We start from the raw sequence: 18,778 nt of genomic DNA, 5'->3' as shown, positions 1-18,778 counted from the left end.
GGCGGTTTCTCTTAAATGGTTGAAAGGCGGTTCGATCAGGCCATCGCCCGGCGTGCGAGGCGAGGTGACCCGAGCTGGACCAAAGCTTGCTCCAGGGAATCCCTTTCCGTCTCCGCGTACAGCTTCATTTCATCGTGAACCTCGGCACCGAGTGCGGTTTCGAACGCAACCTGGTTGGAACGCGCGGCGTAGTTCTGCCGCTGGTCGGTGCCGAGATTCGACTGGAAGATGCCAGCCGCGCTGACAGGGAGGAAATCCTCGTAGACGATCGGATCGTAGCGCAGAATACCTGCCGCCACCAAATCATCGACGCTGGATGGCGGAGCATGCCTCTTGCATGCCTCAATGCCTGCGGGCGTCGCCGAATAACGGAAGAAGGCAAGCCCTTGCGACCGAAGCTCCGACCAATCGTCCGGAAACACCTTGAAGCGCTCGGTCAGTTCTGTGTCGTAGTCGCGCGCGGTTGCGCCTGCCTGCCGCACGGAGACGAGCAATTGGTCGTAGAGCTTGCGGCCCTTGGGCGTGAGGGCGACACCGCGCTGCTCGATCTCGCCGAAGCGGGCCGTATGCGTCCCGTTTACCTCGGTGGCGGCTGCCTGCCTGAAGAGGATCGGCTCTTCGAGCGCCTTGAAGCTGGTTTGGCGCAGCAGGATCGGGCAGTCGCGGCGCGGCGGCCCTTCGATGACGGCCTTCGGAGCGATGCCGCGTCGTGGCATCCCGGCCTGGACGGCATCGATGTCCAGCGTGCGCGGTGTCAGATGGTTGATGTGAGGGCCCTTGAAGCTCACCACGTCGGCGATCAGCCGATGGGCGTCATGCAGCCTCTTGTAGACCTCCAGGCTGACCGTCGCTTCGCTATGCCAGCGGAAAGTCTCGAGAGCTTCGCGAACAAACTCCTCCGCCTGCGCGACGGACAGGTGACCCTCCGTCTCGAAAATACCCACCAGCTCGAGCGCCCGCGGCGTAAAGATGCGGCGCTCACCAAGGATTCGCTCCGCTTCGGTGCGAAGGGCGTTGTCCTCGATCAAGTCGAGGCGCAGCAGCGAGGTGAACACCCGGAACGGGTTGTGGCGGAGGGCGGCATCGTCGATCGGCCGGAAGGCCGTGGCATGGACGGGCACGCCGGCGAGCGACAGGTCATAGTAACCGATCGGGTGCATCCCCATCACCGCAAAGATGCGACGCATGTTGAACAATTCGTCCGCGCGCCCCAAACGAATGGCGCCGTGACGCTCGACGTTCAATCGCTCGAGTTCATCGCTTTGTTCGAGGCTTGCACGGAGCTGCTCGTGCCGCCGCAACGTTTCGCGATTGGTGTCGTTGACGAGGTCTATCAGAGTACCGTATTGGGGCACTTCGGCCCGGTACATGTCCGACATGGCGCGGGAAAACAGAGTGCGGATCTCGTCTGCGTTTGCCCGCAGCGCCGGCATCGGTATCTCCTTTGATGGGGATCGGCCGTCCTATCCGGACCGACCTTGCTCATGAATTATGGTCATGATCGCCGCGATTAAATCTTGCCTGGGCGGCCAATTCAAACGATGTTTGCTCAGAAGGTCATTCTAAAACGGAATGATGGGAATGGATCCGCAAACACCCCGTCGCTTTCTTCCATCCACCGCCGTCCTGTCGGCGTTTGAGGCCACCGCGCGGACCGGCAGCATGACGCTGGCGGCGCGCGAACTTCGGCTGACGCAAAGCGCCGTGAGCCGACAGATCAAGATGCTGGAGGAGCAGCTCGAGGTCGAACTCTTCATCCGCGAGCGCCAGACCGTTCGACTGACCGTCGTTGGCGAGGCCTATGCGCGCGAGGTCCGCGAAGCGCTTCACAAGATCAGCACCGCCTCCTTCAATCTCCATGCGAACCCGAGGGGCGGGACCCTCAATCTCGCCATCCTGCCGACGTTCGGTACCCGCTGGCTCGCGCCGCGCTTGCCCGGGTTCTTGGCTGCGAATCCCGGGATCACCATCAATCTCACGACCCGCTTGTCCTATTTCGATTTCCGGGCCGAGTCCCTGGACGCGGCGATTCACTTCGGTCAGCCGGAGTGGCCCGGGGCCGACATGGCTCTCTTGCGATCCGAACAAGTCGTCCCTGCGTGCAGTCCCGGCGTGAAGCGGCAATATCACTTCCGTGCTGCAGGCGATCTCCGAAAGGCTCCGCTGCTGAGCATCTCAACCCGCTTTCACGCGTGGGACCGGTGGTTCTCCGTTCACGATGTGGCCGGCAGAACCGCACAGGGGATGGTGTTCGACCAGTTCGCGACCGCAGCCCAAGCGGCGATCGCCGGCCTCGGCGTGGCACTGCTGCCGACCTTCCTCATCCAGGATGAGCTTGCGCGCCGCAAGCTGGTCCGCGCCATCAACCTGCCTATGGAAAGTCCCGAACGCTATTATCTCGTTTGGCCCGCCGAACGGGCGAAGTACCCGCCACTCGCGGCATTCCGGGAGTGGCTGGTCGCGGAGACCGCACCGGATCGCTGATGATGCGCTGGACCTTTCTCCGACAGAGCGCAATAATTTCCCTTCGTTTTGTTCAGAAACAGGCACTTTGGAGAGTTGTAAATGGCGCGCCCGGCGGATGCCAGGAAGGACCAGGATCTCCTCAACATCCTTATCGCAAATGCGCGGACGTCGATTTCCGATATCGCCAAGGCGCTGGGCGTATCTCGTGCGACAGCGCAGGGGCGCATGGCAAGGCTGGAGAAGGAGGGGACGATCGCCGGCTATACGGCGGTGCTGGGTAAGCAGGGTCATGTCACCGCGATCTCGGCGATCATCCTGATCGAACTGGAAGTCAAGCAGCAAGGCAACGTCATTGCGGCCCTGCGCAAGAAGGCCGAAGTGGTTCATTGCTACACATTGAGCGGTCCGTTTGATCTGTTCGTGAAGATCAATTGCGGGACGTCAACGCATCTTGACGAGATCATCGACTGGATCGCCGAGATGGAAGGTGTTCGCCGCACCACGTCGTCGATTCTTCTCGCCAGAAAATTCGAAAGGTGAACAGGGCACAGGCAAACACTGCCTCAAAGCAGTTGTCGCTGCTCTATTTCCCGGCAAAATTTCTCATTTCCCAGCGGAATGGAATTTAACCCAACGGTTTGTAACAATATTATTCCTATAGCCGACGGTTTGGATATTTATGTCGCGCCTATGCTCCTGAATAAAAGCAATACAAGGAGCATTTGAAAATGAATGGTGCGTCCGCTCTCGTGAGCATGCTGTCCGGATATGGCGTCGAAGTCATTTTTGGCGTCCCCGGCGATACGAACGTCGCCTTCTATGAGGCTTTGAGAACGACGAGGGATGCGCCGCGCCACATCCTGTGCCGCGATGAGCGCTCTGCGGTGTTCATGGCGGACTGCTATGCGCGCTTGTCCGGAAAGCCCGGTGTGGCGGAGGTGCCGAGTGGCGCCGGCGCGCTTTACGGTCTACCGGGCGTGGCCGAAGCAAACAAATCTTCGGTGCCGCTGATCCTCCTCGTAAACGATATTCCCCAGCCTGGCGTCGGCCGCGGCACTCTGACGGAGCTGCCCGTCGAGGAAGTGTTCAAACCAGTCAGCAAGCGCGCAGAGACGCTAGGTCATGTCGGAAAATTGCCCGAACTCGTGCGCCGTGCCTTCCGTGAGGCGACCGGCGGCCGTCCGGGTGCCGTCGTTCTCGCATTGCCGGAGGATGTTCTCTTTCAGGAGCTTCCCGATGCGGCCGTATCACTGCATGTCGAGCCGCAGTGTCGACAGGCGCCATCATACCGAAGCAGGCCGCCCGATAGTGATCTCGATTCCGCAATCGAGGCCATTCTCGCAGCTCAGCGTCCGCTGATCGTCGCCGGCGGTGGCGCCAATCGGTCAGGCGCGGCGGCTTCCATCACGGCGTTTGGCGAGCGGCTCGGCATCCCCGTCGTCACCACGATCACAGGGCAGGGCGTCATTCGCGACGACCACAAGCTCGGCATCGGTATCATCGGCGACAACGGCTTCCATCCGCATGCGGTGTGGGCGCTCGGGCGTGCCGACCTCGTCATCTATGTAGGCTGCCGCATGGGCTCGGTTGCCACCATGAACTGGCAATGGCCGGTGCCGAATGGCGAGACGCGCATCGTCCAGATTGATCTCGAGCCGGAAGTCATCGGCAATACCTACGCCATCGACCATCCGCTCGTGGGCGATGCACGTGCCGTGATCGATGCCCTGCTTGCCAAGATATCTGAGGATCATGTATCGACCACGGTGGGATGGGTCGGCGATATCAACCGCCGCCGTGCAGAGTTCTGGGACGTGATGGCGCCGCATCTCGAGAGCGACGCTGTCCCCTTGCGTCCCGAACGGATCATCGAGACGCTCAACCGTTGCATGCCTGCGCCCTGCAACGTGGTGTCGGATGCCGGCACGCCGACACCCTACGCAACGCGCTTCCTGCGGCTGCGCGATCCGCAGTCCAGGCTTGTGATTCCCCGCTTCTATGGCGGGCTTGGCTACGCCATCCCGGCGGTCATCGGGGCCTATTTCGCAGCGCCGCATCTGAGGCCTGTTGGCTTGTTCGGCGACGGCTCGCTCGGCATGTCGGCGGGTGAACTGGAGACGCTGTCGCGGCTGCAGATCCCGGCGGTGTTGGTTCATTTCAACAACGCATGCTTTGGCTGGATCAAGGCGCTCCAGAGGGTCGTCGACCGGGACCATGCCCGCAAGGCTTCCGGACGCGGCGAGCCAGCACCGGTCAACGACCCGACATTCAGCGTCGATTTCGGCCGTTACGACATGAGCAAGCTCGCCGCCGTCTACGGTATCAGAAGCTTCCGCGTCGAGACGCCAGAACAACTTGAGGCGGCCTTGCTTGAGGCTTTCGCGCTTAGCGAGACGGTTTTCGTCGACGTCGCGGTCGAATCCATCGCGGATCGCCTGCCGCCGGTGTTTTCGTGGCTGAAGAAGGTGGGCGCCGACCCGGCAGCGATTGGCGTCCAGGCTGCTCTCTAGGGAGGTTCGAGATGAACCATTCATTGCCAAAGATCGCACTGCCAGAGATCGCCCCGCAAAGGATCGCGGTCCTGGGGGCCGGGCAGATCGGCGCCGTGATCGCCGGGATGCTGGCGGAGCAGGGACACAAAGTTACGCTGGCTGACGCTTCGCAGGCGCAACTCGGCTTGAGCGCCGGGCAAACTTTCGCTACCAAGATCGTGGACGCTGGAGATCTCCATGCGCTGCGCGGTTTTCTGAAGGATCAGGACATCGTCGTCAGCGCCTGTCCGTATTTTCTCAATCAGGGTATCGCGCGAGTCGCTGTGGAGACCGGAACGCACTATTTCGACCTGACCGAGGACGTGGCGACAACGGCCTACATCAAGGAGATCGCGGCAGCCGCCGACGTGATCCTGGCACCGCAGTGCGGGCTTGCTCCGGGGTTCATCTGCGTGCTCGGGGCCGACATGGCGGCCCGTTTCGAAACGGTGAGGGCCATCAAGATGCGGGTCGGTGCGCTGCCGCTCTATCCGACCAATGCCTTGCGCTACAACGTCACTTGGTCCGTCGACGGCCTCATCAACGAATATTGCAATCCTTGCGAGATCGTATTCGATGGCAAGCCGATATCAGTGCCCGCGCTCGAGGGGATCGAGAGCGTGATGATCGACGGCGTCGCCTATGAAGCGTTCAACACCTCGGGCGGCCTCGGTACACTGACGGAGACGCTGGCCGGCAAGGTCCGCGACCTGAGCTACAAGACACTGCGCTATCCCGGTCATGCCGAGATCATGAAGCTCCTGCTGCAGGGATTGGGACTTGCCGACGATCGCGAAACCATGCGCCGCATCCTCAACCGCGCCGCGCCGTTTACGCGAAAGGACGTCGTCGTGATCTTCGTGACCGGCATCGGCGAGCGCAACGGGCGGATGGAGGAGGACAGCATCGTGCTGCGTTACGACGGACGGCCGGAGCTCGGCGCGATCCAGCTCACCACGGCCGCCGGCTGCGTGGCGATGGTCGAGCTGTTTCTTTCGGGCAAGCTTCCCGCAAGGGGATTCGTGCGGCAGGAGGATGCTAGCCTTGCCGACTTTCTCGCCACGCGCGAAGGCGGCCGGCTGGCCAGAGAGGCGCGCAGCTCCGAGACGAACGATTTTGCGGGAGCGTTCTCCACGAATAGAGCAGCTTAGGTGCGCGCAGAGACCGATAGACCGGATCTAGCGTCATCATGGGGTTTGACGAATTCAACCGAAGAGGGGAAGCTTGATATGGTCAATCGTCGTGAAATCGGATCACTCGTTGGGCTCGGCGCCGCCGCGGCGGCCATGGCGGCCGGCTCAGCCGTGTCCCAGGCCGTCGCCCAGACGCAGCCGGCCGAGAGCACGTTTGCTCAAATTCGCAGAACGAAAAAGCTCCGCATCGCCGGAATCGTCGGGACCGAGCCCTATTATCACAAGGACATTGCCACGGGGCAGTGGTCGGGCTTTTGCGTGAGCATGGCTACTGATCTCGCCAAGGCGCTGGAGGCCGAGGTCGAGATCATCGAATCGACCTGGGGCAACTCGGTCCTCGATCTTCAGAGCAACAAGATCGACATCATGTTCGGCCTCAGCCCGACGCCTTCGCGCGCCCTGATTGTCGAGTTCACGCGTCCGATCATGAACAACACCTTCACGGTCATCGCCAAGTCCGGTTTCGAACCGAAGACATGGGAAGATCTCAACAAGCCGGAAGTGCGGGTTGCCGTCGATATCGGCTCCACCCACGATCTCTACGCGCGCCGAACGCTGCCCAAAGCAACGCTTGTCGCACTCAAGACGCCTGATGAGGCCGTGCTGGCTGTGCAGGCCGGGCGGGCGGATTGCCTTATCCAGGTCGCGATGCTTTCGCTGGTGACGGTCAAGAAAAATGCGAAGGTGGGCAAGGTTATCATCCCGACTCCGGTCGCCTCGCAACCGACCTGCTGCGGCGTGCGGGTGGACGTCGATACTCGTTTCCGCACCTATGTCGATAACTGGCTGGAATACAGCCGCTCGCTCGGTGCGCTCCGCGAGTGGATTCTCTCGAGCCTGTCTCTGGTCAATATTCAGGAGCAGGACATTCCTCCCGGGCTTCAGTTTTGATCTCGTTCTGCCCGCGTCTTCAGCTGACGCGGGCAGTTTCGTTTTCGACCGACCGGCGTTCGACGAGACAGGGAACATCTGATCGATGCAACATGAGCGACATCCTCCGCTGGGCATCATCATGCTTGACGTCGCGATCGAGCGCCCGCCGGGAGACGTGGGGCATTCCGCAAGTTGGCCCTTCGACGTCGTCTTCAGGACGGTTCCGGGCGCGACCGCGCGAAAGATCGTGAACGGTGACGACGTCGACCTCATGGACGCATTCGTCGCGGCCGGCGACGAGTTGCGGGCAGACGGCGCGATCGGCCTGATCACGTCATGCGGCTTTCTGGCATCTCGTCAGAGCGGGCTTTCCGCGCGAATGAGCCTGCCGCTCGCGACGTCGAGCCTCTTGCAATTGCCCATGGTGGAGCGATGCCTTACGTCCGGGCGCCGCGCAGGGGTCGTCACCTACGACGCAGAGGCGTTGACGGACGGGCATTTTGCAGGCGCAGGCGCCGACCCACGGACGCCTCGCGTCGGCCTTCCGCCCGACGGTAGCTTGCGTGCACATATTGAGCACGGCCGCCCTTATGATCGAGACGGACTGCGGCGTGACGTGCACGGGGCCGTCAGCGCGCTGCTTTCTTGCAATCCGGGCATTGGCGCGATCGTCTTCGAATGCACTAATCTTCCGCCGTTCTCTCAGGAAGTGTCGCGCGAGTTCGGATTGCCGGTCTACGACATCATCACGCTCGGACGCTGGTTCTATTCGGGACTGATCCGGAGCGCCTATTCGCAATCGCCGAGCATGGGATAGCTGCGATGCATTATGACTGGAGTTTTGGCTTCCTTCTGCAATACAGCAGATTGATCGGTGTCGGCACCGCCTACACGATCGGCTTCACCATCCTCACCGCGGCGAGCGGGTTCGTGATCGGATGCGTGGTTGCCATCACGAGCCTGTCCAAGGTGAGGTTCGTCTCCACGCCTCTCGTGATGCTGGTCGAGGTGTTTCGCTGCACGCCAGTGCTGGTTCAACTGGTGTGGATCTATTACGCGCTTCCGGTGCTGATTGGCGTCGAGCTATCCCCCGCCGTTGCGGCGTTCATCGCGCTGAGCTTCTACGGCGGCGCCTTCTATTCGGAGATCATACGCGGCGGCATCGTGTCGATCGATGTGGGGCAATGGGACGCCGGCCGCGCGCTGGGCATGCGCCGGTTCGATCTGATGAAGCGTATCGTCATGCCGCAGGCCCTGAAGCAGATGATTCCCCCGCTCGTCAACCAGGCCGTGCTGCAACTGAAGAACACCTCGCTGCTCTCAGTTCTGGCGGTTCCTGATCTGCTTTACCAGGGGCAGCTCATCACGTCCGCGACCTACCGGCCGTTGGAGACATACACCATGATCGCGGTCATCTACTTCCTCATCTTGTTCCCGATGACGCGCGCTGCGAGCGTGCTAGAAGCGCGCCTGGCGCGGTGAGGCACAACGATGTCCATCAAAGAGGGAAGCGGTCCCGTGTCTGATGTCCCGATGATCGAACTGGCTCATGTGAAGAAGGCGTTTGGTCCCGTCAGCGTCCTGAAGGACATATCCTTGCGGGTGCCTCGCGGCGGCGTCGTCGCACTGATCGGTCCGAGCGGATCGGGCAAGTCGACGTTGCTAAGGTGTCTCAATCTGCTGACCATTCCGGAAAGCGGGTTCATCCGGGTCGGCGAAAGCACCATGGATTTCACCAATGGACACAAGCTGCCGGCAGACAGGGAGCTCGCGGCATTCCGAGCGCGGACGGGCATGGTGTTCCAGAATTTCAATTTGTTTCCGCATATGTCGACCATCCGGAACGTGATGGAGGGACCAGTCACGGTTCTTAAGGCCAATCCGGACGCGGCGCGCGAGACGGCGCTTGGGTTGCTGGAGAAGGTGGGGTTGAAGGACAAGGCGGACGTCACTCCCGACAAGCTGTCCGGCGGCCAGAAGCAGCGCGTGGCGATCGCGCGTGCCCTGGCGATGAAGCCGCAAGTGATGCTGTTCGACGAGGCGACGTCCGCGCTCGATCCTGAGTTGGTCGGAGAGGTCCTCGCGGTTGTCCGCCAACTCGCGGCGGAAGGAATGACCATGGTGCTCGTGACCCATGAGATGGCGTTTGCGCGCGAGGTCGCCGATAGCGTCGTCTTCATGCGCGATGGCGTCGTCGTGGAGGAGGGGCCGGCTCGGCAGGTGATCGACACGCCGAGACAGCCTGCAACGCGGGCCTTCCTTAGCCACTTCCACAGCAGCGGCTTGCAGCCAGTTGCGGCGAACGGATGACGTGACGGTCTGCGGTCGGATTGAAAGATGAAGCGGGATAGGGCGCCCTTGCGCATCGCTGTGATCGGCGCAGGCATCGTCGGTGCTGCGGCTGCATGGGAGCTAATCAAGGACGGACACGACGTTACTCTGATCGAGCCGGGAGAGCCGGGCGGGCCCCAGGCGGCAAGCTATGGCAACGGTGCCTGGATCAGCCCTGCCTCGATCATCCCGATGTCCATGCCCGGCCTGTGGCGCAAGCTGCCGGGTTATCTCTTCGATCCGAACGGGCCTCTGGTGCTGCGCTGGACGGCACTGCCTGCGCTGGCGCCTTGGCTCCTTCGTTTCCTTGCGGCCGGATGGACCATTGCGAAGGTTGAGCGTACCGCACGCCTACTCGCCTCGATCTTGCGCGACGGTCCGGCGCGGCACGGTGTGCTCGCACAGGAGATCGGGAAGCCGGATTACATACGCCAGACGGGTCTGCTCTATGCCTATCCCAATCGCCAGGCGTTCGACGACGAGGCCATCGCCTGGCGGCTTCGCAAGGACAATGGGCTCAATTGGAATGAGCTCGATGCCGACGAGCTGCGCCGCCGAGAGCCGGATTTGAGCTCCAACTATCAGTTCGGCGCCTTCGTCCACGAAGGAGCCTACTGCACCGATCCGGGCGGATATGTATGGGCCATCGTTGATGCCGCGCGTGCGCGCGGCGCACACCTGGTCAAGGCGCGCGCAAGCGGCTTTGTTGTCACCAACGGCCGTCTCGCGGCGGTCGTCACCGATCAGGGCCCGATCGAATGCGATCGCGCCGTGATCTGCGCCGGCATCTGGTCAAAGGCCCTTGCTGAGGCCGCAGGCGATCGCGTGCCGCTGGCGAGCGAGCGCGGCTATCACGGCGTGGTTGCATCGCCCGCCAGAGGCCCGAAGTTTCCGATTATGCCGAGCGATGGACGAATGGCCAACACGCCGACTCCGGCGGGCTTGCGCCTTTCGGGACAAGTGGAGCTCGCGCGAGTCGACGCCGAGCCGGACTGGGCGCGCGTCGAGATTCTCGTCACGCATGCTCTACGGACGTATCCTGGCCTTGGACCACGCGCCAGCCTGACGATCAATCGCTGGATGGGGCACCGGCCATCGACGCCGGACGGGCGTCCCGTCATCGGTCTGGCATCGGCTTCGCCCAATATTCTGCACGCGTTCGGACACGGGCACGTCGGCCTAGCTTCGGGCCCGATCACAGGCCGCGTCGTTGCCGATCTCATTGCAGGCAGGGAGGCTGGCATCGACCTCCGGCCATTCGCCGTATCGCGTTTTGCCATTGCCCCCTGGAGACGATCATGAAACTGCGAGGCGGCTACACCAACTATGGAGAGACGATCGGCATCCTGATGCTGGACACCAGGTTTCCGCGCCCCGCGCGGTGACATCGGAAATGCGTTCTCGTATGACTTTCCCGTGCGCTACAAGACCGTGCGCTGCACGCGACCAAGATCATGGGCGATCATCCGGATGCGAGCCTTCGGGAGCCGTTCGCGGTGGCAGCGCAGGAGCTGGAAGCCGAAGGCGTCAAGGCGATCATGACAAGCTGCGGTTTCCTCGCTCCGTTCCAGGAAGCAGATCGCCGCGGCATTAAACGTTCCTGTTTTCACCTCGAGCTTGATCCAGGCGCCGCTGATCCACGCCATGCTGCCGCCGGGCAAGATCATCGACGTTTTCACGGAGCGCGGGCATAACATGAATGACGGTCACTTTCGCGGCGTCGGCTGGTCGCGGGACGACGCCCCCGTTCAGATCCGGGGCATGAAGTCTGATGCGCAGTTTCGGGCGACCTGCATTTTCGGCCGAGAAGAGCTCGATACCGACGTGCTGCGAGCTGAAATGACGCAAATCACGATTGCTCGATCTCCTTGGCTGGAGCTAGCTCAAACGTCCCCATGATGGATTGGAACGTCGGAGCGCGCGTCTATCCGCAGATCTCCAGAATGGCGAGCATGTAGATGCGGATCATGTCGACGAAATCGACGATATCGACCCGTTCGTCGGGCATGGTGTTGTAACGCCCGCCGGGACCGCAGACGATGCCTTCCATCTTGCCGGAATAGTGCAAATGTCCGGCATCGGTGCCGTAGAAGCAGCTCGGCGCAACGGGGCCGGTCGGCTGATCTTCGCCCCGCACCGTACGATAGGCGCGATTGATCGCCGCCACGATCGGGCTCGTGCGCGAGACCTCGAATGGCGGCATGGTCGGAACTCCAGAGCGGTCCTCCGACCTGACTTCGGCCTTGAGGCCCGGAAACCTTACTTCGAGCGCGTCGAGTTCGCGGCGCATGTCGGCCATCGCGCCGGCCTCGGTCTGCCCCGGCGCATAGCGGCCTGAGCCCTTGATCCGCACGAAGTCCGCGACCTGAGGCGTACGCCATTCGTGCAGCTCGCGTCCGAGCGCGCCGTGGACGACGCCGACATGGACTCGATTGATCCGTTCATGCTCCGGCGAGAGCGCGCCGGAAAACTTCATCGCATTCAGGCGCGGGATGAGGTCACAGGCCGCCGTGATCGCGTCGACCGCCTCTTCGCGCTTGGACAGATGGCGGGTGTTGCCGGTGAGCTCGATGATGAACATGAAGGCCGCGGCGTGCATGGTCATCGCTTTCAGATCGGTCGGCTCCGAATTGATGAAGTAATCGGCGCACAGTCCCTGCTCGACCAGCGAGTAGGTACCGACCCCGCCTTGCAGCTCGCCCACGACGTAGGTGAGGATGACATCACCCCGAAGTTTGACGCCGGCATCGATCAGCGTCTTGACGGCGCAGAAATAGGCGGCGTCGCCGGCCTTCATGTTGGAAACGCCGATGCCATAGATGAAGTGGTCGTCGACCTTGCCGGCCCAGGGATCGACAGTCCAGCCTTCGGTCACCGGGTTGGTGTCGAGATGGCCGTTGAACATCAGGCTCTTGCCGCCGCCCAAGCCTTTCCAGCGGCCGACGGCGTTGACGCGGCCCTCGTCGCCGAATGGCGAGAGCTCGGTGTCGAGGCCGATCTCGCGCATGCGACCGGCCATGAACGCTGCAAGCTGCTTCTCGCCGTCCGACTTCGAGTAGCTCTTGTGCTGCACCATACGTGACAAAAGGTCGAGGGCGGCAGGCACATCGATCCGCGCGAGAAGTGTGTTGTGATCCATGGGGAAAAGATCCTTGTCGTCAGCCGACTGGCACGGGGGAGGCGGCCATCAGTTCGCGCGTGTAGGGATGAACGTGATCTGCGTCGAAATCCTCGGCCGGCAACAGGTCGACCAGTTCACCGCGGCGCATCACGGCGATGCGGTGGGCGATCTGACGGATGAGGTTGAGATCGTGGGTGATGAAGAGAAAGGCGGTTCCAGTCGCGGCGCGCAGCGCCAGCAGCAGTTCGATGATCTGTGCCTGCACCGAGACGTCCAGCGGCGCGGTGATCTCGTCGCAGATCACGAGCTTCGGTCGCGCGGCGAAAGCCCGCGCGATGGCGACGCGCTGCTTCTCGCCACCTGAGAGCTGGTGCGGCCACCGGCCGGCGTAGGAGGTCGGCAGGCGGACCTGCTCGAGCAGGCGGGGAATCTCGGCGACGTTTCCGCCATAGACCTTCAGCGGGCGCGACAGAATCTCGCCGATCTTGTGGCGCGGGTTGAGCGAAGAGTCCGGATGCTGGAAGATGATCTGCACATCGCGGCGATAGGCCTCGCTCATGTCGCGGGCGCCCGTGATCACCTGATTGGCGAAGCAGACCTTGCCTGAGAAGCGAGCAAGACCGGTGAGCGCGCGCGCCACCGACGATTTGCCCGACCCGGATTCACCGACAAGACCAAGGATTTCTCCGGCCCGCACATCGAGCCCGATGCTCCTGGTCGCGGGCGCCGGCACATGGCTGAAAAGGCCGGCGCGGCCGTATTGGACTTCGATGTCCGAGGCCGAGAGAAGAATCTCGTCACTGGACTTGTCATGAACCAGGCGCCGCTCGGGTCTCGGCACCGCCTGCACGAGGACCTGCGTATCGGCATGGCGTGGGGTACGGAAGATATCGGCGGCTGGGGCCTGCTCCACCAGACGGCCGCGTTTCAGCACTGCGACCCGGTCGGCGACCCGCGTCACCAGCGCGAGGTCGTGGGATATATAAAGTGCGGCAACGCCGGTTTCCTGCCGCAGCCGGGCGAACAGCTCGAGGATGCGCGCACCGGTGATGACGTCAAGCGCGGTGGTCGGCTCGTCGAAGAGGATGATGTCGGGGCGGCAGCCGAATGCCGTGGCAATGATGACGCGCTGTTTTTCGCCGCCGGAGATCTCGTGTGGATATCGGCGCATGATCGCGGCGGGATCGCGCAGTTCGACATGTCCGAGCAGGTCGACGGCCAGGGCGTCAGCTTCGCGGCGCCCCACGCCGCGATGCCTGATCAGCGTCTCCGTGACCTGCCGACCGATGGTGAGGGTCGGGTTGAGCGAGGTCGAGGGATCCTGGAACACCATGCCGAGCCGGCGTCCCCGGATCCTGGTCAGTTCCCGCGGGCTCAGGCCTTGGAGGTCGGTATCGCCGAGATGGAGGGAGCCTGCGATTTCGCGGGCATTGTCCGGCAAGTGGCGCATCAAAGCCCAGGCGAGCGAACTCTTGCCCGAGCCGGATTCGCCGACGAGGCCCAGCACCTCGCCCGGTGCGATCTCGAGCGAGATGTCGTGCAGTACGCGCACAGGCCCCGCAGCCGTCGCGTAGTCCAGCGTATAGTTCTTGACGGCAAGGGCCGGCATCACCGCTCGTCCTTCGGATTGAGGGCGTCGCGAAGGCCATCGCCCAGCAAGTTGAAGGCAATGGCGGTGAGCGCGATCGCCGCGGCAGGCACGATCAGGCCCCACGGCGCCTGGTACATGTACTGCCGGGCATCCGCCACCATGAGCCCCCATTCGGATGCGGGCGGCTGGGCGCCGACACCGAGGAAGCTGAGCGTTGCGAACAGCATTACGGCAAAGGACACGCGCATGGTGGATTCGATCACGATCGGCGCCATGACGTTGGGCAGCATCTCGCGGAAGATGATCCAGCCTGCGCCCTCGCCACGCGCGATGGCCGCCTTGACGTAGTCCTGATTGCGCACGTTGAGTGCAACCGAACGCGTGACGCGCGCCATGCCGGGTGCAAAAGCCACCGCAATGGCGATGACGGCGTTGCCGGCGCCATTGCCGAGCGTCGAGACCAGCAACAGGGCCAGCAGAAGGCCGGGGATCGCCATCACCGCGTCGTTCGTGCGCATGATGGCCTCGTCGGTTCGGCCGCCGAGATAGGCCGAGCCGACGCCGATGATGGCGCCGGCCGCGCTGCCGACAAAGGTGGCGATCAGAGCCATTGGCACGGTCGACCGGGCGCCGACCATCAGGCGGCTCAGGATGTCGCGGCCGAATTGGTCCGCGCCGAGCCAGTTCTGCCAGCCGGGTGGACGAAACCGGCCAAGAAAATCGATTTTCTCGGGCGCGTACGGGGCAAGCGACGGCCCGAACAGACATGCAATGGCGATGAGCGCCAGGAGGGTGACGCCGACGAGCCCCTGCGGTCTTCGGATCAGGCGGACGAACAGCTCAATCATAGCGGATCCGCGGGTCGAGAAGGGCATAGGCCATGTCGGCAAGCGTGTTGGTGACCGCATAGGTCGCCGCCATGATCAAAGCGCCGGCCTGGATCGACGGCAGGTCGCGCGTGGTGATTGCGACCATCAGGGCCCGTCCGATGCCGGGAATAGCGAAGATCTCCTCGATCACGATGATGCCGCCGAGCAGGTAGCCGACATCGAGCGCGATGATCGTCACCACCGGCAACAGCGCGTTGCGCAGCGCGTGACGAAACAGCACGCTGCGTTCCGGCAGGCCCTTCAAACGGGCAGCGCGAATATAGTCCGATTTCAGCACGTCCAGCGTCTCGGAGCGCATCATGCGCATCACATGCGCGATGAGGATCACCGAAATCGTCAGCACGGGCAGCGCCAGATGAGAAATGCCCTCGCCCAAATGTTCCAGCGGCGAGACGTAGCCCGTCGCGGGCAACCAATGCAACGTGTCGGCCAGCAGGAGCGCAAGCAGCGTTGCAGTAACGAATTCGGGCAACGAGACACCGAGATATGCGATCAGGCTGAGGCCTGTGTCGGCGAACCTGCCTTGCCGCAGCGCCGCCACCACGCCGAGCGGTACGGCGACGACCAGCGTGACCAGGATGGACGATGCCGCGAGCAGCAGCGAACGCGACAGTGCGCTCAGCATTTCCGGTCCGACGGGCTGGCTGGTCCGCATCGAGATGCCGAAATCGCCGGTGAAAACGTGGCCGGCCCAGCGTAGATATTGCTGCCAGGCCGGAGCGTCGAGCCCAAGCCTCGCCCTGAGCGCAGCCAGCATCTCCGGCGTCGCGTTCTCGCCAAGCAGCGACTGGGCCGCGTCGGCCGGCAGAATCTGCGTGATGGCGAACACCAGCATCGAGACCACGATGACGGTGTAAACCATCAGCAGCAGACGGCGGCCAAACCAGACGAGCGACACTCGAAGTCTCCGCGTCAGCCGCGCTTCGGCGCACCGGCGCCGAGCGACACGAGATCGAGACGGAATACCGAACCGCGCGGATGCAACGTGTAGCCCTCGACATAGGCTCGCTGCGCAGCAAGAAGATCAAAGAATGCCGAGATCACGGAGGGCACTTCCATATTCATCATCTCCTGCGCCTTCGCATAGAGCGCGGCACGCTTCGCCTCGTCGGTCTCGACACGGGCCGCATTGACGACTGTGTCGAAAGTGCTGTTGTTCCAGCGTGTCTCGTTCCAGGTCGCGTTGGAAGTAAAAAGCAGGTTGAAGATCGCATCCGCCGTCGGCTGCATGTTGTAGAAGCCGACGTAGAAGTTCCCCTTCTTCCAGACCTGGTCGAGATAGGTCGCGTGCGGCATTGTCTGCAGGTTGATGCGGAAGCCGGCCGCAGCGGCCATCTCGCGAACCGCGACGCCGAGTTGGGTGCGGGTCGCCGGCTTGTCGGACGCGATCAGCGTCAGATCGATACCGTTGGGATAACCGGCCTCGGCCAGAAGCTGCTTCGCCTTGGCGATGTCGGGCTTCTTCATCGAAATGTTTTTGTAGAAGTGATAGGCGGAGTTCAGGGGGGTGTCGTTGCCCGGCGTGCCGTACCCGCCGGCGACGAAACCGACGGTCGCCTCGCGGTCGACTGCCAGGGCGAGCGCCTGGCGAACCCTGATGTCGTTGAAGGGCTTCTGATCGCATCCAAGGATGATATTGAGGAATTGGCCGGACGGGACGCGCAGCGCCTTGACGCCACCGGTCTTCGCAAGTCGCTCATATTCGCCAGGCGTCGTCGTCAGAAGCAGGTCGATCTCGCCTGAGATCATTGCCGAGGCTTCGGCCGTGCGATCGGGATAGACGATCAGTTCCACGCTGTCGAGGTAAGGCCGCGTCGGGTCGTAGTAGGCGGCGTTGCGTTCGACCACGATCTTTCGATCGGGCTCATAGGATACCAGCTTGAAGGGCCCCGTGCCGTTCGCCCTGGTGGACAGGCTGGCGAGGTCGGACGCGATGACCTTCGCCGGGACGATCCGCGCGTTGAGGTAAGTGAGGGCCACCGGTAGGTCGGCGTAGGCACCGGAGAGCGTGAACTTGACGGCCAGCGGATCGATCGCCGCAACCTCCTTGATCGGCCCGACATTGGTTCGCCCGGGGGAGGCCGTTTTCGGATCGAGGATAGCTGTGATGCTGGCGACGACGTCTTCGGACGTGAGCGGCGAACCATCGTGGAACGTCACACCCGGGCGCAGCTTGAAGATCCACTCGGTGCGCGTCTCGTTTGGCTCCCAGGATAGCGCGAGGTCCGGCTCGACCGTCATGTCAGGCTTCAGCCGGGTCAGGTTGGAATAGAGCAACTCGGTGACGAGATATTCCGGATTGACCCGCGCCAGCATCGGGTGAATCACCGACGCGGCCTGGTCGAGCGACATCCGCAGCACGCCGCCGCGCTTGGGGGTATCGGCGCCGGCAGTCCTGGGGAGAGTGACGAGGCTGATGGCCGTGCCGGCAAGAAACACGCGACGGGTAACGGACAGCATGGGAGAGGCTCCTCGAGTTAGCGAATGGCGGTTGCTTCGGGCGAGAGATCGGGACGGAATTCGGCGGCCAGATAGGCGAGGACCGACTTCGCGAGCGCGACGATGTCGGTGAGCGTCGTGAATTCGCCGGGCGCGTGAATGCGGCTGTTCGTGCGACCAAGGCCCGTGAGAAGAATCTCCTGCATGCCGGTCGCCTGCACCCACCCGAAGTCGGAACAGCTCGTCGCGCCCCATTTGGCGAATTCGTCGGGTGCGTAGCCGAACCCGGCCGACAGTGCGTCCTGCCAGCGCGGCCAATGAGGACCGGTCGGATCCGACGTCGGCATCAGGTGCCCCGTGAGGACAATCTCGATCGCAGCGTGGGGGGCGGCCGTGCGGATCGCGCTTTCGATTTCGCTGCGTGCTGCGAGGAAGTCCTCCTCCGGTGCGTAGCGGCGGCAGATGAGGATCTCGAACTGCGAGGGAATCTGGCCGCCGCATTGGCCGCCATGCGCGGCGGAAATGTCGAGCTGCGAGGCGAGCGGACCCGTCGCGCCTGGCGGGGCGGGCAGGGCGGAGATGCGCTTTGCGATCTCCGGCTTTAGTGCGGCGAGCGCATTGAGGATCGGCAATGCGGCCTCGATGGCATTGGCGCCGGCTCCGGCGCGCGCGGCCTCGCTCGCATGAACCGTCCGGCCATGGACCTTCACCAGCAGCGTGAAAAGACCGAAGCACCCGGCCCAGATCCGTGGCGCTGCGGTGCCGTTGAAGTTGAGGATGTGCCCTTCGAGCAGGCCCTGCTCGGCGAGATAACGTACTCCGGGATAGAGCCCGCCTTCCTCGTCGGTGCAGAGCAGCAGCATTGGATCGTAGCCAAGCTGCAGGCCCGATCTGTCGGCGGCGCGCAGCGCCAGCAGCACGGCGGCGATGGTGCCCTTCATATCGGCGGCGCCAAGGCCGATCAGGCGATCGCCATCGCGCGTCAAACGCCGCGGATCGGTTGTCCAGCCGGGCGAAGCAGGCACGGTATCGATGTGAAAATACAACCCCAGGGCCGGTTTGCCGGAGCGGCGGCGTGCGATGAGATTGGTGCGCGTACCATGCGCTGGGCCGCCGGCGACGCGCCACAAATGATCGGGTACGTCGACGCGCCGACATTCCAGGCGGAGGGTTGCGAACACGCTCTCCATCAGAGCGGCAAATGCACCGTATCCCGCGCCGGGCGGAAAACTTGTGTCCACTGCGATCATCCGCGCGAGATCGTCGATCGCACTTTCAGCAGTGCGTTCGATTTCGGCGAAGCTGTCGGCCAGAGGCCCGGTGAGCGATGGAGGTGAAATCAT

At 63.1% G+C, this 18,778-nt stretch carries 18 protein-coding genes; 10 read left to right on the top strand and 8 right to left on the bottom strand.

The window, feature by feature from the left end:
* Positions 1–35: 35 nt before the first annotated feature.
* The gene (locus MOV74_RS01845) at positions 36–1,433 is read right to left on the bottom strand and encodes a VOC family protein (protein WP_246917097.1); all 1,398 of its coding nucleotides are present in this window, start codon (positions 1,431–1,433) and stop codon (positions 36–38) included.
* 148 nt (positions 1,434–1,581) lie between these two features.
* On the opposite strand from MOV74_RS01845, the gene MOV74_RS01840 reads away from it, so the two are divergent.
* From MOV74_RS01840 to MOV74_RS01800, 9 genes are all read left to right on the top strand, one after another.
* The gene (locus tag MOV74_RS01840; RefSeq protein WP_246917094.1) at positions 1,582–2,484 is read left to right on the top strand and encodes a LysR family transcriptional regulator; all 903 of its coding nucleotides are present in this window, start codon (positions 1,582–1,584) and stop codon (positions 2,482–2,484) included.
* Positions 2,485–2,565: 81 nt separating this feature from the next.
* Positions 2,566–3,006 (top strand): Lrp/AsnC family transcriptional regulator, encoded by a 441-nt coding sequence (locus tag MOV74_RS01835; protein WP_246917091.1) that lies wholly within the window; start codon positions 2,566–2,568, stop codon positions 3,004–3,006.
* Positions 3,007–3,194: 188 nt separating this feature from the next.
* Positions 3,195–4,976: a thiamine pyrophosphate-binding protein gene (locus tag MOV74_RS01830; RefSeq protein WP_246917088.1), complete on the top strand. Its 1,782-nt coding sequence runs from the start codon at positions 3,195–3,197 to the stop codon at positions 4,974–4,976.
* A gap of 11 nt (positions 4,977–4,987) precedes the next feature.
* Positions 4,988–6,148: a saccharopine dehydrogenase family protein gene (locus tag MOV74_RS01825; RefSeq protein ID WP_246917086.1), complete on the top strand. Its 1,161-nt coding sequence runs from the start codon at positions 4,988–4,990 to the stop codon at positions 6,146–6,148.
* A gap of 78 nt (positions 6,149–6,226) precedes the next feature.
* Positions 6,227–7,081 carry a transporter substrate-binding domain-containing protein gene (locus MOV74_RS01820; protein WP_246917083.1) on the top strand — a complete coding sequence of 285 codons (855 nt, stop codon included), beginning with the start codon at positions 6,227–6,229 and terminating at the stop codon, positions 7,079–7,081.
* Positions 7,082–7,166: 85 nt separating this feature from the next.
* The gene (locus MOV74_RS01815; protein WP_258719480.1) at positions 7,167–7,880 is read left to right on the top strand and encodes an aspartate/glutamate racemase family protein; all 714 of its coding nucleotides are present in this window, start codon (positions 7,167–7,169) and stop codon (positions 7,878–7,880) included.
* Between the two features lie 5 nt (positions 7,881–7,885).
* Positions 7,886–8,545, top strand: a complete 660-nt coding sequence (locus tag MOV74_RS01810; RefSeq protein ID WP_246917077.1) for an amino acid ABC transporter permease — start codon at positions 7,886–7,888, stop codon at positions 8,543–8,545.
* A 36-nt stretch (positions 8,546–8,581) separates the two neighbouring features.
* Entirely contained in the window at positions 8,582–9,373 is a 792-nt protein-coding gene (locus MOV74_RS01805) for an amino acid ABC transporter ATP-binding protein (RefSeq protein WP_309486767.1), read from the top strand.
* 27 nt (positions 9,374–9,400) lie between these two features.
* A complete protein-coding gene (locus MOV74_RS01800) occupies positions 9,401–10,696 on the top strand; it encodes an FAD-binding oxidoreductase (RefSeq protein ID WP_246917074.1) in 1,296 nt (431 codons plus the stop codon).
* 119 nt (positions 10,697–10,815) lie between these two features.
* Here the strand turns inward: MOV74_RS01800 and MOV74_RS01795 are convergent, their stop codons facing one another.
* Positions 10,816–11,055, bottom strand: coding sequence for a hypothetical protein (locus MOV74_RS01795; protein WP_246917071.1), 240 nt, complete (start codon positions 11,053–11,055; stop codon positions 10,816–10,818).
* On the opposite strand from MOV74_RS01795, the gene MOV74_RS01790 reads away from it, so the two are divergent.
* The gene (locus MOV74_RS01790) at positions 11,039–11,293 is read left to right on the top strand and encodes a hypothetical protein (protein WP_246917068.1); all 255 of its coding nucleotides are present in this window, start codon (positions 11,039–11,041) and stop codon (positions 11,291–11,293) included. The genes MOV74_RS01795 and MOV74_RS01790 overlap by 17 nt on opposite strands.
* A gap of 25 nt (positions 11,294–11,318) precedes the next feature.
* Here MOV74_RS01790 and MOV74_RS01785 read toward each other — a convergent pair whose 3' ends face one another.
* Genes MOV74_RS01785 through MOV74_RS01760 form a run of 6 tightly spaced genes read right to left on the bottom strand, consistent with a single transcriptional unit; the run spans position 11,319 to position 18,778 of the window.
* The gene (locus MOV74_RS01785) at positions 11,319–12,533 is read right to left on the bottom strand and encodes a M20 family metallopeptidase (protein ID WP_246917065.1); all 1,215 of its coding nucleotides are present in this window, start codon (positions 12,531–12,533) and stop codon (positions 11,319–11,321) included.
* A 19-nt stretch (positions 12,534–12,552) separates the two neighbouring features.
* Positions 12,553–14,127 (bottom strand): ABC transporter ATP-binding protein, encoded by a 1,575-nt coding sequence (locus tag MOV74_RS01780; protein WP_246917062.1) that lies wholly within the window; start codon positions 14,125–14,127, stop codon positions 12,553–12,555.
* Positions 14,124–14,954: an ABC transporter permease gene (locus tag MOV74_RS01775; protein ID WP_246917059.1), complete on the bottom strand. Its 831-nt coding sequence runs from the start codon at positions 14,952–14,954 to the stop codon at positions 14,124–14,126. The genes MOV74_RS01780 and MOV74_RS01775 overlap by 4 nt, the downstream gene beginning before the upstream one ends.
* On the bottom strand, positions 14,947–15,894 hold the full coding sequence (locus MOV74_RS01770) for an ABC transporter permease (RefSeq protein ID WP_246917056.1): 948 nt from the start codon (positions 15,892–15,894) through the stop codon (positions 14,947–14,949). Before MOV74_RS01770 ends, MOV74_RS01775 begins: the two co-directional genes overlap by 8 nt.
* Positions 15,895–15,908: 14 nt before the next feature.
* Positions 15,909–17,456 carry an ABC transporter substrate-binding protein gene (locus tag MOV74_RS01765; protein WP_246917054.1) on the bottom strand — a complete coding sequence of 516 codons (1,548 nt, stop codon included), beginning with the start codon at positions 17,454–17,456 and terminating at the stop codon, positions 15,909–15,911.
* Positions 17,457–17,473: 17 nt separating this feature from the next.
* Positions 17,474–18,778 (bottom strand): M20 family metallopeptidase, encoded by a 1,305-nt coding sequence (locus MOV74_RS01760; protein ID WP_246917051.1) that lies wholly within the window; start codon positions 18,776–18,778, stop codon positions 17,474–17,476.

This window comes from Bradyrhizobium sp. SHOUNA76, assembly GCF_023006445.1.
Taxonomy (GTDB): domain Bacteria; phylum Pseudomonadota; class Alphaproteobacteria; order Rhizobiales; family Xanthobacteraceae; genus Bradyrhizobium.
Note: the sequence above shows the minus strand (reverse complement) of the source record. Positions and strands in the feature narration are given on the sequence as shown.

Bases quoted from the DNA above. Each gene is read 5' to 3' on its own strand.
- MOV74_RS01845 (WP_246917097.1), bottom strand. From the start codon at position 1,433: ATGCCGGCGCTGCGGGCAAACGCAGACGAGATCCGCACTCTGTTTTCC.
- MOV74_RS01840 (WP_246917094.1), top strand. From the start codon at position 1,582: ATGGATCCGCAAACACCCCGTCGCTTTCTTCCATCCACCGCCGTCCTG.
- MOV74_RS01835 (WP_246917091.1), top strand. From the start codon at position 2,566: ATGGCGCGCCCGGCGGATGCCAGGAAGGACCAGGATCTCCTCAACATC.
- MOV74_RS01830 (WP_246917088.1), top strand. From the start codon at position 3,195: ATGAATGGTGCGTCCGCTCTCGTGAGCATGCTGTCCGGATATGGCGTC.
- MOV74_RS01825 (WP_246917086.1), top strand. From the start codon at position 4,988: ATGAACCATTCATTGCCAAAGATCGCACTGCCAGAGATCGCCCCGCAA.
- MOV74_RS01820 (WP_246917083.1), top strand. From the start codon at position 6,227: ATGGTCAATCGTCGTGAAATCGGATCACTCGTTGGGCTCGGCGCCGCC.
- MOV74_RS01815 (WP_258719480.1), top strand. From the start codon at position 7,167: ATGCAACATGAGCGACATCCTCCGCTGGGCATCATCATGCTTGACGTC.
- MOV74_RS01810 (WP_246917077.1), top strand. From the start codon at position 7,886: ATGCATTATGACTGGAGTTTTGGCTTCCTTCTGCAATACAGCAGATTG.
- MOV74_RS01800 (WP_246917074.1), top strand. From the start codon at position 9,401: ATGAAGCGGGATAGGGCGCCCTTGCGCATCGCTGTGATCGGCGCAGGC.
- MOV74_RS01790 (WP_246917068.1), top strand. From the start codon at position 11,039: ATGCTGCCGCCGGGCAAGATCATCGACGTTTTCACGGAGCGCGGGCAT.
- MOV74_RS01785 (WP_246917065.1), bottom strand. From the start codon at position 12,533: ATGGATCACAACACACTTCTCGCGCGGATCGATGTGCCTGCCGCCCTC.
- MOV74_RS01775 (WP_246917059.1), bottom strand. From the start codon at position 14,954: ATGATTGAGCTGTTCGTCCGCCTGATCCGAAGACCGCAGGGGCTCGTC.
- MOV74_RS01765 (WP_246917054.1), bottom strand. From the start codon at position 17,456: ATGCTGTCCGTTACCCGTCGCGTGTTTCTTGCCGGCACGGCCATCAGC.
- MOV74_RS01760 (WP_246917051.1), bottom strand. From the start codon at position 18,778: ATGATTTCACCTCCATCGCTCACCGGGCCTCTGGCCGACAGCTTCGCC.